General features: G+C 70.3%; 10 protein-coding genes. 3 read left to right on the plus strand and 7 right to left on the minus strand.

Annotated elements, in window-relative coordinates; translation table 11 throughout:
* Positions 1 to 100: 100 nt before the first annotated feature.
* Entirely contained in the window at positions 101 to 655 is a 555-nt protein-coding gene (gene def / locus ABD259_RS20940) for a peptide deformylase (RefSeq protein WP_344105384.1), read from the minus strand.
* A 91-nt stretch (positions 656 to 746) separates the two neighbouring features.
* Positions 747 to 1,556: a nucleotidyltransferase domain-containing protein gene (locus ABD259_RS20945; RefSeq protein WP_344105382.1), complete on the minus strand. Its 810-nt coding sequence runs from the start codon at positions 1,554 to 1,556 to the stop codon at positions 747 to 749.
* A gap of 972 nt (positions 1,557 to 2,528) precedes the next feature.
* On the opposite strand from ABD259_RS20945, the gene ABD259_RS20950 reads away from it, so the two are divergent.
* Complete coding sequence (locus ABD259_RS20950; protein WP_344105380.1) at positions 2,529 to 3,218, plus strand: sirohydrochlorin chelatase; 690 nt, start codon at positions 2,529 to 2,531, stop codon at positions 3,216 to 3,218.
* Positions 3,219 to 3,505: 287 nt separating this feature from the next.
* Here ABD259_RS20950 and ABD259_RS20955 read toward each other — a convergent pair whose 3' ends face one another.
* From ABD259_RS20955 to ABD259_RS20965, 3 genes are all read right to left on the minus strand, one after another.
* A complete protein-coding gene (locus ABD259_RS20955; RefSeq protein ID WP_344105378.1) occupies positions 3,506 to 5,578 on the minus strand; it encodes a heavy metal translocating P-type ATPase in 2,073 nt (690 codons plus the stop codon).
* A gap of 201 nt (positions 5,579 to 5,779) precedes the next feature.
* Positions 5,780 to 6,394, minus strand: a complete 615-nt coding sequence (locus ABD259_RS20960) for a DUF305 domain-containing protein (RefSeq protein WP_344105376.1) — start codon at positions 6,392 to 6,394, stop codon at positions 5,780 to 5,782.
* 120 nt (positions 6,395 to 6,514) lie between these two features.
* Entirely contained in the window at positions 6,515 to 7,012 is a 498-nt protein-coding gene (locus ABD259_RS20965; RefSeq protein ID WP_344105374.1) for a hypothetical protein, read from the minus strand.
* Positions 7,013 to 7,179: 167 nt separating this feature from the next.
* On the opposite strand from ABD259_RS20965, the gene ABD259_RS20970 reads away from it, so the two are divergent.
* Complete coding sequence (locus ABD259_RS20970; RefSeq protein ID WP_344105372.1) at positions 7,180 to 8,100, plus strand: aminoglycoside phosphotransferase family protein; 921 nt, start codon at positions 7,180 to 7,182, stop codon at positions 8,098 to 8,100.
* A gap of 288 nt (positions 8,101 to 8,388) precedes the next feature.
* On the plus strand, positions 8,389 to 9,504 hold the full coding sequence (locus ABD259_RS20975) for a glycerophosphodiester phosphodiesterase family protein (RefSeq protein ID WP_344164770.1): 1,116 nt from the start codon (positions 8,389 to 8,391) through the stop codon (positions 9,502 to 9,504).
* Between the two features lie 163 nt (positions 9,505 to 9,667).
* Here the strand turns inward: ABD259_RS20975 and ABD259_RS20980 are convergent, their stop codons facing one another.
* Together ABD259_RS20980 and ABD259_RS20985 are read right to left on the minus strand one after the other, a co-directional pair.
* Positions 9,668 to 10,345 carry a response regulator gene (locus ABD259_RS20980; protein WP_344105368.1) on the minus strand — a complete coding sequence of 226 codons (678 nt, stop codon included), beginning with the start codon at positions 10,343 to 10,345 and terminating at the stop codon, positions 9,668 to 9,670.
* The gene (locus tag ABD259_RS20985; protein WP_344164773.1) at positions 10,345 to 12,975 is read right to left on the minus strand and encodes a DUF4118 domain-containing protein; all 2,631 of its coding nucleotides are present in this window, start codon (positions 12,973 to 12,975) and stop codon (positions 10,345 to 10,347) included. The genes ABD259_RS20980 and ABD259_RS20985 overlap by 1 nt, the downstream gene beginning before the upstream one ends.
* Between the last annotated feature and the right edge of the window lie 659 nt (positions 12,976 to 13,634).

Consider the following 13,634-nt stretch of genomic DNA (forward strand, 5'->3'; position numbering starts at 1 on the left):
TGAGGTGCCCGTGGGCCACGCGATGCTTCAGCAGACGATACGAGACTCCGCTGTCAGCTGCCTAGTGATCGTAGAGGATTGACGGCTGATTCCCGTGTGATCAGGACATTCCTCCGAAGGCGCTGGGCAGCTTCGGCGCGGTGGGTTCGGCCGGCTCCTCGCGTAGGAACCAGGCCGACCGCCGGACTTCCCGCATCGCCTCGCGGCGGGTGTCGCGGTCCAGGCGGTCGAGGTAGAGCATCCCGTCAAGGTGATCCGTCTCATGCTGGAGGCAGCGCGCCATGAGACCGGAACCCCGCACGGTGACGGGGTTATTGCGCTTGTCGACACCGGTGACGACGGCGTGCGTGGCGCGCCGGGTCGGGAACCACAGCCCGGGGACCGACAGGCAGCCCTCGCTGTCCTCCTGGCTCTCCTGCGACAGCTCGACGATCTCGGGGTTGATCACATAGCCGATGGTGCCCTCGACGTTGTAGCTGAAGGCGCGCCGCCCGACACCGATCTGCGTGGCCGCCACGCCCGCGTGTCCCGGAGCGTCGACGGTGTCGAGCAGGTCGCGGACGAGTGCGTCGGTGTGCCGGTCGAACGTGGTGATGGGGGTCGTCGGCGTCACGAGGACCGGGTCGCCGAAGTAGACGATGGGACGCTTGCTCATGGGTCACACATTAGCCGCGCAGCGGGCGGAACGGCGCACGGCCGTTCCCCCGTCCACCGCGCGGTCGGTGTCCCCCGGCGTCCCCTTGCCGTCAGGCCATCTGGGGGGCGAGCGCGTCGTCGAGCACCATCTGGATGTAATCGAGCGCGGCGCGCCGCCGTGCCAGGGCGTTGGCGTACATGGAGGGGATCCTGCTGCCGCGCCGGATCCGCAGGCACTCGTTGACGATGCGGTCCCACCGGTCGGGGAAGGCGTGCAGCGCGTACATCCCGGCACCGGACTTGGAGGTGATCTCCCCGGTGTTCAGGGTGAAGTGGAGGCGGCTGACGCTCAGCACGCTCCAGGAGGGGGCCAGCGACCCCAGGACCGCGAGGCCGCGCGGTGTCACCAGGCGCCCGGCCTTGGCCCGCCAGCGGCGCCATTGCTCGTCGAGGTTGCCCAGGGACCAGTCGCGGAGGCTGGAGGGGGAGTCCCACACGGCCAGTTCCACCGGGACAGGACCGCGCACGGTGACGCCGCGTTCGGCGAGAACGTGCCAGGTGACCGGGTTGATATCGGCGGCGGCCTTGGGCCTGAATCTGCCGTTGAGGACGGAGGCGACGGGACCGCACGACATCGGGTCCTCCGTGAGGTCGTCCCAGGTGACGTGGATGCCGTTGAACTGGGGGCGGCGGATCTGCGTGCGGGTGCGGGCGTGCGCGCGGCGCAGAGCGTCGCGGTCGGAGTCGGTGAGGGTGCGGGCGGTCACGGCGACGAAGTCGACGTCGCTCGCGTGCGGGCGGAAGTCGCCGAGGGCGACCGAACCGGTCAGGTACAGCCCTTCGATGAGCCCGGGTGCCTCAAGGTCCGCGTGGTGGAGGAACGCCTCCACCAGGGCCTGCACGCGGGGGTGGATCGCCATACGGTCTCCAGTCTGAATTGCGCTCGGGGCTCGCGGATCGCGCCGGTTGGCTCTCGCTGGCTCCTCCGTGTGTCCACCTGTGGGCCGTGGTACCCGGTGGCACCCGAATGGTCCGGTTGCCCGGCCCGTAGGAGACAGGTGCTCGGGGGAAGGCACTGTCCGGTGTCCGTCGGAGGAGCGTTGAAGCACCGCTCCTCAGGCCCTAAGTCTGAGAGGTGGAGCAGTCGATGGCAAGTGAACATCCCCGATTGGCATCCTGTCTTCCCATGTCAGGGAGGTCGTCACGTGGGATGAAATGGGGATGCTGCTCCCTTGACAGGGGCTGGGTAGTGGTGCTAATTGGAGTCGGCATGGTCGCGCCCCGAGGGGTGCGCACGCGCCTCTCGGGGGCGTGTGGGGAAAGGCGGGTCGCGTGTGGTCGAGGGTGGCCGGAAACTTCCGGGGTCGTGCCGCGAGTGCATTTGCACGGGAATTCCCCCGCCGCCTTTCGGGAGGGACCTACGTCACGTTAATTCGTTCCGGAACCGGGTATCGCTGATTTCCCAGGGATGTTGAGATCTGATTGCCCATTCATGTACTTCTGTGGGCTCTGCAGAGAGGTCGAGATTCATGTGACTACGGGATGTGGTGATGATCACGGCTGTTGTTCCCGAAGATCACGATGCCGGCGAAGAATGAGTGTGGATCACGGTGGAAATCCCCCCTGGATCAACTGACCTGGTGGCGAGGCCTCGGTTTCACGTGGGCGTCAGTGCAGGCCGGAGCGACAGTGCTCCGTGTCGAATCGCTCCTGAGTGCCTTTTGGTGCTCCCCCTCTTTGCGATCTTTCCCTCCTCTTTGCGAGGAGGTTGCCTTCGCTGATCAGGCGTCAGTTTTCACGTGCGTAACACGAGGTTATTCATGAGAAACCGTCGGCCCCTATGGTCGGGGGGAGCGGGCCGGCGATAGTCGGTGATTCGTAAGGAGACGGATATGGTCCCAACGATGGTTCTCGTTGCCGATGACTCGCGTGACACGCATCGAAGAGATGCCCTCTGCGACCTTGCCGAAGCGGTCGCCGATCGCGGTGAGGCGCCGGTGGTCCCGGCTTTCGGATCCGGGCCAGAGGTAAGCGAGACCGTGCGGGCTCTCGACGGCCCGATCGTTGTGGTTCCCGCCTTCCTCGCCGGCGGCGACCACGCCAGCGCGGAAATGTTCGCCGAGCTGGCCACGCTGAACCTGGCCGACCGCGTCGACGCGTGCCCCACCGCGCCGCTGGGAGCGGTGCCGTCGATCGTCGCCGATCTCGCCAACCGGTTGATGGAAACCGGGTGGACGCGGCGCGACGGTGTGGTGCTGGCCGCTGACGGCGGCAGCGCCCAGGAGGAACGCCACGAGGTGGCCGACGTGGCGCGTATGCTCAGCCGCCGACTGGGCGCCCCCGTGCAGGTGGGGTACACCAACGGCTGGGCCCCCTCGGTGCCCGACGCGGTGGAGCGGTTGCGGCGCAACGGCCACGGCCGCGTCTCGATCGCCACCTGGCGGCTGGTCGAAGGCGCCGACTGCGACCGGCTGCGACGCCTCGACGACGTCTCCCTCACAGCTCCTCTCTGGCCCTCGTCGCTCGTCGTGGACACGCTGCTCGCCCAGCATCGCGCGGCCAAGGCCCGCCTGGCGGCCTGAAGGGCCGATTGACGTTCAGGTGACACGCGGGAGCGGGTCCCCTTTTCCAAAGGTGAGGGGGCCCGCTCCCGCGTGTCAGCGCCCGTCCGCGGGGGCCGCGCCGTCCGTGCCGCGCGGCCGCAGCACGCGGCTTGAGGGCCGAAGGGCGCTTTCTCGTCATCGGTGCCTTGACCCTCGGCGTCGTTCCCATGGGAGTGATCGACGCGCTCGCTGTGTGGGGACGGCCGCGAGAGGGACGGCGGACGCGGGAGGCGGGCCACACGGGGCCCGGCCCGCCCCGGTCGCCGTCAGGCCGCGAGGTCGACACGGCGCAGCAGCTGCGCGTTGAGCGCCACCACGATGGTGGACAGGCTCATCAGGATCGCGCCGACCGCGGGGGCCAGCACGAAGCCGATCGGGGCCAGTACCCCGGCCGCCAGCGGCACCGCGATGACGTTGTAGCCCGCGGCCCACGCCAGGTTCTGCCGCATCTTCCGGTACCCGGCTCCCGAGAGCTTCCGGACCGACAGCACCCCCCGCGGGTCGTCCGAGGCCAGCACCACGCCCGCCGACTCGATCGCGACATCGGTCCCGGCCCCGATCGCGATGCCCACGTCGGACCGGGCCAGGGCCGGGGCATCATTGACCCCGTCACCGACCATCGCCACCCGGTGCCCCCGCTGTTGCAGGTCGCGCACGACCCCGTCCTTCTCGTCCGGCAGTACTTCGGCGAACACCTCGTCCAGCCCGAGCCGCGTGGCCACCGCATCGGCGACGTTGCGGGCGTCGCCGGTCACCATCGCGACCCGGACCCCCTGCTCGTGCAGCCGCCGCACGGCCTCCTCCGACTCCGGGCGGATCTCGTCGGCCAGCGCGATCGCGCCGATGACCTCGTGGTCGCGGATGACGTGCAGCACGGTCGCCCCCTGGTCCCGCCAGCCGCTGGTGGGGCCTTCCAGCGGCACCGGTTCGTCCAGATCCAGCTCCGTGATCAGCGCGGGGCCGCCGACGTACACCGACGCGCCGTCCACGTGGGCCTGGACGCCCCGCCCGGTCAGCGATCGGAAGTCCGTCGGGCGGGGCAGGTCGCCCCGCTCTCCGGCGGCCCGCACGATCGCCCGTGCCAACGGATGCTCGGAGTCGGACTCCGCGGCCCCGGCCAGGGCCAGCACCCGCTCCTCGGTCGCACCGGCCGCCGCCACACCGGCGACCGCCGGGCGGCCCTTGGTGAGCGTGCCGGTCTTGTCGAACAGCACCGTGTCGACGATCCGCATGCGTTCGACCGCCAGCCGGTCCTTGACCAGGATCCCCGCCCGCGCCGACATCGACGTGGAGATCGCGATGACCAGCGGGATCGCGAGGCCGAGGGCGTGCGGGCAGGCGATGACCAGGACGGTGACCGTGCGGGTGATGGCCGAGCTCGGGTCGCCGAGGAGCAGCGACCAGACGGCGAAGGTGGCGATACCGACGCCGAGCGCGAACCAGAACAGCAGCGCGGCCGCCCGGTCGGCGAGCGCCTGTGCGCGGGAGCGCGACTCCTGGGCCTGGGCGACCAGCCGCTGGATCCCGGCGAGGGTGGTGTCCTCGCCGACGGCGTCCACCCGCACGCGCACAGCGGAGTCGGTGGCGACGGTTCCGGCGACGACGCGGTGCCCGCTTCCGCGGGTGACGGTGCGCGACTCCCCAGTAATCATGGACTCGTCCATGGCCGCCGTGCCCTCGGTGATGGTGCCGTCGGCGGGGACGCGGCTGCCGGAGCGGATCAGGACGGTCTCGCCGGGCTGGAGCCGGGCGGAGTCCACTTCCTCGATCGTGTCGTCGGGCCCGACGCGCTCCGCCGTGTCAGGCAGGAGCGAGGCAAGGGCCTCCAGCGCGCTGGACGCCTGCCCGAGCGCCCGCATCTCCAGCCAGTGCCCGAGCAGCATGATGGTGACCAGCAGCACCAGCTCCCACCAGAAGTCGAGCTCCGCGCTGACATAGCCGAGCGCGCTCATGGCGCTCGCCCCGAAGGCGACCGTGATGGCCATGGCCACCAGCGTCATCATCCCGGGCTGCCGGGAGCGGAGCTCGGACACGGCGCCGCTGAGGAACGGCCAGCCGCCGTAGAGGTACACAACGGTGCCCAGGACCGGCGGGATCCACGTGAGCGGATCGGGGACGTGGTAACCGAACCACCCGGCGATCATGTGGCTGGTCAGCACCACGGGGACACTGAGCAGCAGGCTCCACCAGAACCGGTTGCGGAAGGCCGCCGCGTGGTCACCGTGGCTGCCGCCATGGCCCGCGTGGGTGTCGTGCCCCTGGTGTGCCTGCTGGCTCTGGTGGCGCCGCTGCTCGGTGTCGCGGCGGTGGGCGTGCCCTTGGGCGTCGTCGGGTGCCACGGCCGTGCTCCTTCCGTGTAGCTCCTCCCCCTTTTTATACCCCTAGGGGGTATCTATATGTCAACGGGACACCCCGATCGCCGCGGGTATTCCGAGGTGTCGGGTGACGCGCGGAGAAGCAGGGAGGGGCACCGGCGTGGCCGGTGCCCCTTTTCCCCACGGGAGTCAGCGGTCGCCGCCCCCAGCGGGCCTCAGTGGTCCTCAGCGGTCCCCGGCGGCCGTGCCGCCGCTGGCGCCGGAGGCGCCGAGCATGTCCTTCATCGAGGCGATCTCGGACTCCTGGGCGTCCACGATGTCCTCCGCCATCTGCATCGCCTCAGGGTTGACGCCGTCGTCGATCTCCTTGCGGGCCATTTCGACCGCGCCCTCGTGGTGCTCGACCATCAGCTCCAGGTACAGGTTGTCGAACTCGTCTCCCGTGGCCTTCTTCACATCGGCCATCTGGTCCGGGGTCATCATGCCGTCCATGGCGTCGGCCACCTCGCCGTCGGACAGCGGCTTCTCTCCCCAGGTCTTCAGCATGCCCTTGAGCTTTTCGATCTCCGGCCCCTGGGCGGCGGAGATCTTGTCCGCGAGATCCCGGACCTGGGTCCCGGCCCGGTTTTTCTCGGCCAGCTCCGACATCTCCACGGCCTGCTCGTGGTGCGGGATCATCATCCGCGCGAACTGGGCGTCGGTGTCGTTGTAGTCGACGGCGGCCGTGGCGGTGGCGGGAGCGGCGTCATCATCGCCGCCGGTACCGCCGCAGGCTGCCAGGATCACGCTCCCGGCCAGGGCCAGGGGAAGCAGGAGCAGAGCGCGCTTGGGCGTGGTCAATTGTGTGTCCTCTCGTCAACGCTGACGCCGATGGCGAATTCGAGCCATCGCGTCGTCCTCCAGGTGGGCGGTCCGATACCGGGTGGCGAGCCGTGGAAAAGCCCCCCACCCCTGGGGCATCTAGATCCGCAGCACCTGGAGCGCCGCGAGCGATGGGGGAGCGGCGGGCGGGTCGACCTGCGCGATGGTCCGCGACGGCCACGGCCTCGCGGGAGGGTGCAGGCCGGGCCATCGGGTGAAGGCGCCGATGGCGACCCACGCCAACGTGAGGACGAGTACCTCGACCCCCACGCATACGCCAGTGGGATCCAACCGCGGCGAGGTGTCGTGGTCGACTCCGTTGACGGTCGTGACCTGGGGTCCCGCTGTTACCGTGCTAACCTCCGCGCGCCTACTGCTGTCGGCGCGCCCGGCGGTGTCGCCAGAGGCGGGGGTGGCCGGGGAGAGCGGACCGGACGCCGCGGCGGACAGAAACGGCGCCTGCGGGGCGGAGGAGGAACGCTCCAGCTGGACGTGGCCGAGCGTGTGCATGGCCCCCACACCCAGCACGATGAGCGTCAGCAACAGGAGGCGTGCCCACCCCGAACCCGCGGAATCGTCGTCCCCCGTTGCGATCATGTCGCCATGGTAATGCCCCCGGTGGGTATATGACCCACGGCCACCGGGGTAGGGATCCCTGTGATGTCCCCCCGCCGGTGAGGGCTGGGTGCGGGGTTTTCCCGGTGGTAGCAGAGAGGCAACATGATTCCCGGGGCACAGGCGGGGCCGATTCGTAAGGTGGACGCATGAGTGACGTCACAGCGCAACTAGTCGACGCCAAACAGCGAGAGCGGCTGGTGCGCAGATTCGGTAGCAGGGCCGATGATTGGCTGTCCGGCCTCCCCGACCTGGTGGACGACCTCGCGGCGGAATGGAAGCTGACGGTGCTGGGCCCAGCACCGCACGGCAGAACCTCGGTCGTCGTGCACTGCCGTCGCATCGACGGCAGTGCCGCCATATTGAAGATCTCTCCCGACCCTCGGCTCGGTTCCTCCGAGGCGCGCATCCTCCGGCTCTGGGAGCACACGGGCCGGGTTCCGGCGGTCTGGGAGGTCGACTCCGGGCGCGGCGCCGTCCTGCTGGAGGCGATCGGTACGGGCCGCACCGTGGCTCTCAACGGCGTGGTGCCGTCCATGGAGACCATCGGCAAGCTCATCAGCGACCTGCACTCGGCCGATGTCTCCTGCGACGAACTGGGCGAGCTGCACCCGCTCATCGGCCGGATCAACTTCGTCTTCGACATGTGGGAGCGGTATCGCCAGGAGGGAGCCGCCGCCGACGTCGTGTCCGCCGCACAGGTCCACCACGGTCACGCCCGCGCGCGGGCCCTGGCCCACGGCGAGGACGACGTCGTCCCGCTCCACGGGGATCTGCACCCCGGCAACGTCCTCGACGGTGGAGCCGAACGCGGACTCGTCGCCGTCGACCCCCGCGCCTGCGTCGGCGACGCCGCCGCTGACGCCATCGACTGGCCCCTGTGGAAGTCCACCAGCCTGGAGGAGGTCGATCGCAGGATCGCCGTCCTCGCTCCGGCCATCGGCGTGCCCTCCGACCGCCTTCTCGACTGGTGCAGGGCGTGCGCCCCCATCTTCGCGGTCGCCCTGGCCAACCGGGGCCGCGCCGACACCGACGAGTTCCGGATGCTTATGGACCTGTGCGCCTGCTGACGTGCCAAAAGGCCCCAGCAGCGCCGGTCCGCCCCCGGCCTGCGGTTCGCCGCCCCCGCGTGGACGGCGGGCCGTCGCTTATCACGGGTGCCGCACCTGTGTCACGGCACCCGTCCACAAGCGGACGCCGCGTGGACATTTCCACGGCGCGTGGGTTTTCGTTCAGACCCGGTGAATCGACATGACGCGGTCGATCGCCAGACTGCGACGCCATTGCCGTTCACCCGGGGGGCGCGCCGTGCCCCCCGGGGCACCGTCGGAGACGACAACGGAGACCCAAGGAGACCCATGCGGCACAACGCGTCGGCTTCGCGCCGGATCGCCCTGACCACACCCCTGATCGTTCTCGGCCTGCTGGCGGGTGCCGCCCCCGCGGCCGCCGAACCCGGAACCCACGACGCGACGCGGCAGGAGAGACCGGTGGATTCCATCGTCGAGGTTCCCTGGATCATCGCGCACCGCGGCGCCTCCGCCTACCGGCCCGAGCACACCCTGGCCTCCTACCTCCTCGCTGTGCGGATGCGCGCCGATGTCATCGAACCCGACCTCGTGCCCACCTCCGACGGCCACCTGATCTCCCGGCACGAGAACGAGCTCAGCGACACCACCGACGTCGCCGACCACCCGGAGTTCGCCGACCGCCGCACCACCAAGACCATCGACGGTCAGCAGGTCACCGGATGGTTCTCCGAGGACTTCACGCTCGCCGAGATCAAGACCCTGCGCGCCGTCGAACGCCTCCCGGACATCCGCCCGCGCAGCGCCCGCCACGACGGCAAGTACGACATCCCCACCTTCGAGGAGGTTCTCGACCTGCGCGACGCCGTCGCCGCGACGACCGGCCGCGACCTCATGGTCATCCCCGAGATCAAGCACGGCGCGTACTTCGACTCCATCGGTATCGACGCCGAGCGCATGTTCGCCGAGGTCCTCGACGAGCGTGGCCTCAGCGACGAGGACGCCCCGGTCGTCGTCCAGTCCTTCGAGCCGGACAGCGCCCGCGAGTTGAACGACCGGGTGGACATCCCGGTCGTCCAGCTCATCGGCGGCCACCAGCGGCACCTGACCACGCCGGAGGGGCTCGACGACATCGCCACCTACGCCGACGCCATCGGCCCGACCATGCGCTGGGTGCTGCCGATCGGCGACGACGGCCGGGCCGGGGAGCCCACCTCCCTGGTCGCCGACGCCCACGACCGCGACCTGCTGGTCACGCCCTGGACCCTGCGCAGCGAAAACGCGTTCCTCCCCGCCGGATACCGGAAGGGCGACAACCCGACGGCCTACGGCGACTACCGCAGCTACTACCTCGCGGTCCTGCGCACGGGCGTGGACGGTGTCTTCACCGACAGCCCCGACCACCTCTACAAAGTCCGCCGGGAGTTCCTGAGGGAGCAGAGGTAAGGGGACGCCCGCGTCGCGTCACCCGGCGCTGCCGACGGCCCCGCCTGGCAATGGTCGTCCGGCGGGCGTGTCCGCTCGCCAGCACCCCGGCCATCGGGGGAACGCGAAGGCACACGGCCGCCGGGTGGACCCCTCCCCCGGGCCCCGAGGACGACAGCGCCGGTCAGCCGTCCTTCTCGAACCGGTACCCCATGCCCGCCTCGGTGATGAGGTGCTCAGGATGGGCGGGGTCCTTCTCCAGTTTGCGGCGGAGCTGGGCCAAGTAGACGCGCAGGTAGTTGGTCTCGCTCTGGTAAGCGGGCCCCCACACGTCGTGGAGGAGCTGGCGCTGGCTCACCAGCCGTCCCGCGTTGCGGGCGAGGATCTCCAGGATGTGCCACTCGGTGGGGGTGAGCCGCACCTCGCGGCCATCGCGCGTCACCCGCTTGGCGCCGAGGTCCACGGTGAACGCCGGAGTGGTGACCACCGGCGCCTCCTCGACGTGGACCGACCGGCGCTGGGCCGCGCGGATACGGGCGAGGAGCTCGTCCATCCCGAACGGCTTGGTGACGTAGTCGTCGGCGCCCTGGTCGAGCGAACGCACCTTCTCACTGGCCGAGTGCCGCGCCGAGAGGACGATGATCGGAACCGAGGTCCACCCGCGCAGCCCCTCGATGACGTCCCCGCCCTCCATATCGGGCAGGCCCAGGTCGAGCAGGACGACGTCCGGCGGCTGCTTGGCCGCGATGCGCAGGGCCGACGCCCCGTCACCGGCCGTCTCCACCTCATAGCCCCGTGCCCGCAGGTTGATCCGCATGGCCCGGATGATCTGCGCGTCGTCATCGACGACGAGTATTCGCATCACACATCCTCGGTTTCCGTGACTCTGTTCGTGTCGGTGCCGGACGGCGTCCTCGAATTCGCGGGCGGTCCTCCGGAGGCAGCGTCCCCCGTCTCCGCGGTGCTACCCCCCGGCTCCGCCGCGGCGCTGGCGAAGGTCAAGACCATGGTGAGTCCGCCGCCGGGGGTGTCCTCGGCGACCAGGGTGCCGTCCATGGCCTCGGTGAACCCCTTGGCCACGGCGAGGCCGAGGCCGACCCCCGTGCCCCGGGGCGCGTCGCCGAGGCGCTGGAACGCCTCGAAGATCCGGTCCTTGGAGTCGTCGGGGACCCCTGGCCCGTGGTCGGCGACCCGCAGCTCGACCTTGTCGCCCAGGGCGCTGGCGGCGACCCGCACGGGATCCTTCCCGGCGGGGTTGTACCGCACCGCGTTCTGCACGACGTTGGCCACGGCCCGCTCCAGCAGACCGGAGTCGACGCGCACGCGCGGCAGGTGGTCGGGCACGTCCACCCGCACGCTGTTGGACGGCAGGCCGATCAGGGCCGCCGGGACCACCTCCTCCAGGCCGACCGCGCGGATCTTGGGGCGCACGGTGTCGGTCTGCAGGCGGCTCATGTCCAGCAGGTTTCCGACCAGGCCGTTGAGTCGGTCGGTGGAGTCCTCGATGGTCTCCAGCAGCTCCGACCGGTCCTCCTCGTCCAGCTCGATATCGGTCGAGCGCAGGCTGGAGACGCTGGCCTTGATCGAGGTCAGAGGCGTCCGCAGGTCGTGGGAGACGGCGGCGAGCAGCGCGGTGCGGATCTTGTTCCCGGCGGCCTGCCGCCGGGCCTCGGCCGCGTCTCCGACCAGCTGCTGGCGTTCCAGCGCGATCCCGATGTGGGTGGCGAAGGCGCCCAGGACCCTCCGGTCGGCGGCGGGCAGCATGTGCCCGCGCAGCGCCAGTGCGAGAGAGTCGCTGACCGACACCAGCGCGTCGGCGTCGTCGGGCGACGTGCAGGGTGTGTCGCCCACCGATTCCACGCACCGCCATCTGCTGCTGTCCAACTGCTCCAGCAGGGCCACGGACTGCTGCCCGAAGGTTTCACGGATCCGCTGCAGCAGCGCGGGCAGCGGTTCCTGGCCACCCAGGACACTCCCGGCGAGCAGGCTCAGCGTGCTCGCCTCCGCCCGGGCGCGCGCGGCCTGGAAGGAGCGGCGTTTGGCCAGGTCGACGACGATCGCGACGAGCGCCCCCACCACCACGAAGATGATCAGCGCGATGATGTTGTCGGGCTCGGTGATCGTCAGCCGGTACAGCGGCGGCGTGAACAGGACGTTGAGGAGGAAGCTGCCCCACAGCGCCGCGGCGAGCGCGGGCCACAGGCCGCCGATCATCGCCGCGATCACGGTCAGGCACAGGAAGAGCAGGATCTCGGTGGGCAGACCGACCCCGGAGAGGAACGGCAGGTGCAGCAGCCCGGCGAGCACCACCGGGCCCAGCACGCCGGCCACCCACCCCCAGAACCGGCGGAGCCGTCCCAGGCTCCCGGCCAGCGGCGGCAGCAGTCCCCGGCCGCGCCCCACCTCCTCGTGAGTCACGATGTGCACGTCGATGTCGCCGGACTCCCGCGCGACCGTCGCACCCACACCGGGGCCGAAGATGTACTGCCAGTTGCGTCGGCGGGATGAGCCGAGCACGATCTGGGTGGCGTTGACCCCGTGGGCGAACTCCAGCAGCGCCGTGGGGATGTCGTCCCCGATGACCTGGTGGTAGGTGCCCCCGAGCTGGGCGAGCAACTGCTTCTGGTAGGCCAGCGCCTCGGGCCGGATCTGGGTGAGGCCGTCGCTGCCCACCACGTGGACCGCCATCAGGTGGCTCGGCTGCGGCTGCCCGCCGCGCGAGCGCGCGGCGACCCGGGCGGCGCGGCGGATCAGCGTCTCGCCCTCGGGCCCGCCGGTCAGGGCGACCACGACGCGCTCGCGCGCCTCCCACGTCTGCCGGATCTTGTGTTCGCCCCGGTAGCGGGCGAGGCCCTCGTCGACCCGGTCGGCGACCCACAGCAGTGCCAGTTCGCGCAGCGCGGTGAGGTTGCCCTCGCGGAAGTAGTTGGACAGCGCGGCGTCGACCTTCTCCGCCGGGTAGATGTTGCCGTGCGACATGCGGCGGCGCAGTGAGTGCGGCGACATGTCGCACAGCTCGATCTGGTCGGCACGTCGGGCGATCTCGTCGGGGATGGTCTCGCGCTGCCGCACACCCGTGATCTGCTCGACGACGTCGTTGAGCGACTCCAGGTGCTGGATATTCACCGTGGAGATGACGTCGATCCCGGCGTCGAGCAGCTCGTCGATGTCCTGCCAGCGCTTGGGGTTGCGCGTGCCGGGGACATTGGTGTGGGCCAGCTCGTCGACGACCGCGACCTTCGGGGCGCGGGCCAGAAGCGCGTCGATATCGAGCTCATCGAACGTGGACCCGCGGTGGCTGATCGTGCGCCGGGGCAGCACCTCCAGGCCGTCGAGCAGGTCGGCGGTCTTCTGCCGCCCGTGCGCCTCGATGAACCCGACCACGATGTCGGTGCCGCGTCCGGCACGCCGCCGGGCCTCGCTCAGGGCGGCATAGGTCTTGCCGACCCCGGGCGCGGCTCCCAGGTAGATGCGCAGTTTTCCACGTGGCACATCTCCATTGTGCGGCTTTTGGTCCGATCTTCCGACTTTTCTGCGCAAAAGGCCGGAACGGCGCGGGGGAAATGGATGCTCCCCCGACGCAGCGTCCGATGGGTGCCATGGGCCCGAGCGCGCGCGGGGATGCCCCGACATGCGTCCATCTCCGCGCTCACGCGCCTGGCTTGCCCGGGAAGCCATCCGCTCGCCTCCTCCAAGGGCCGTGTTGACCTTGATGTTGATCCCGATCACCTTCGCGCCCGGCGCGCCGATGAAGCCGAGGGCGCGGCCGACGGTGTACTCGGTACTCGGCGACGCGTTCTTCGGCCTCCTCCACAGACATTCCCCGGTTCTCGGCGCCGCGCGGTGTCTGCGCCCCCGCGCACGTTGGCGGGATGTGCGGGTCCACCTCCCCAGCCGCCCGCGGTGACGAAGGGGCCTCGTCCCCGCTGAGGCTCACCCCATCGGCGGCCTCGCCCCTGCGCTCGCTGATCTCCCGCGGAAGCTCTTCGCCTCGGGCCTCCACTGGTAGGGCCAGAAGCGATTGAACCGGGCATACCGGGCGTGTCTCGCGGTCTTGACGCACCTCTTATGGGCGCAGGGGGCGACCTTGACGGCCCCTTAACAAGTGGAGGGGCGCTGTACGGGGGTGATATACGGGCGGTTATCGAGGG

This window comes from Nocardiopsis rhodophaea (genome assembly GCF_039530945.1).
Classification (GTDB): Bacteria; Actinomycetota; Actinomycetes; order Streptosporangiales; family Streptosporangiaceae; genus Nocardiopsis_C; species Nocardiopsis_C rhodophaea.

What these genes read in the sequence shown, in the direction of transcription:
- def (WP_344105384.1), bottom strand. Translation starts at nt 655, where the DNA reads ATGAGCAAGCGTCCCATCGTCTACTTCGGCGACCCGGTCCTCGTGACG.
- ABD259_RS20945 (WP_344105382.1), bottom strand. Translation starts at nt 1,556, where the DNA reads ATGGCGATCCACCCCCGCGTGCAGGCCCTGGTGGAGGCGTTCCTCCAC.
- ABD259_RS20950 (WP_344105380.1), top strand. Translation starts at nt 2,529, where the DNA reads ATGGTCCCAACGATGGTTCTCGTTGCCGATGACTCGCGTGACACGCAT.
- ABD259_RS20965 (WP_344105374.1), bottom strand. Translation starts at nt 7,012, where the DNA reads ATGATCGCAACGGGGGACGACGATTCCGCGGGTTCGGGGTGGGCACGC.
- ABD259_RS20970 (WP_344105372.1), top strand. Translation starts at nt 7,180, where the DNA reads ATGAGTGACGTCACAGCGCAACTAGTCGACGCCAAACAGCGAGAGCGG.
- ABD259_RS20975 (WP_344164770.1), top strand. Translation starts at nt 8,389, where the DNA reads ATGCGGCACAACGCGTCGGCTTCGCGCCGGATCGCCCTGACCACACCC.
- ABD259_RS20980 (WP_344105368.1), bottom strand. Translation starts at nt 10,345, where the DNA reads ATGCGAATACTCGTCGTCGATGACGACGCGCAGATCATCCGGGCCATG.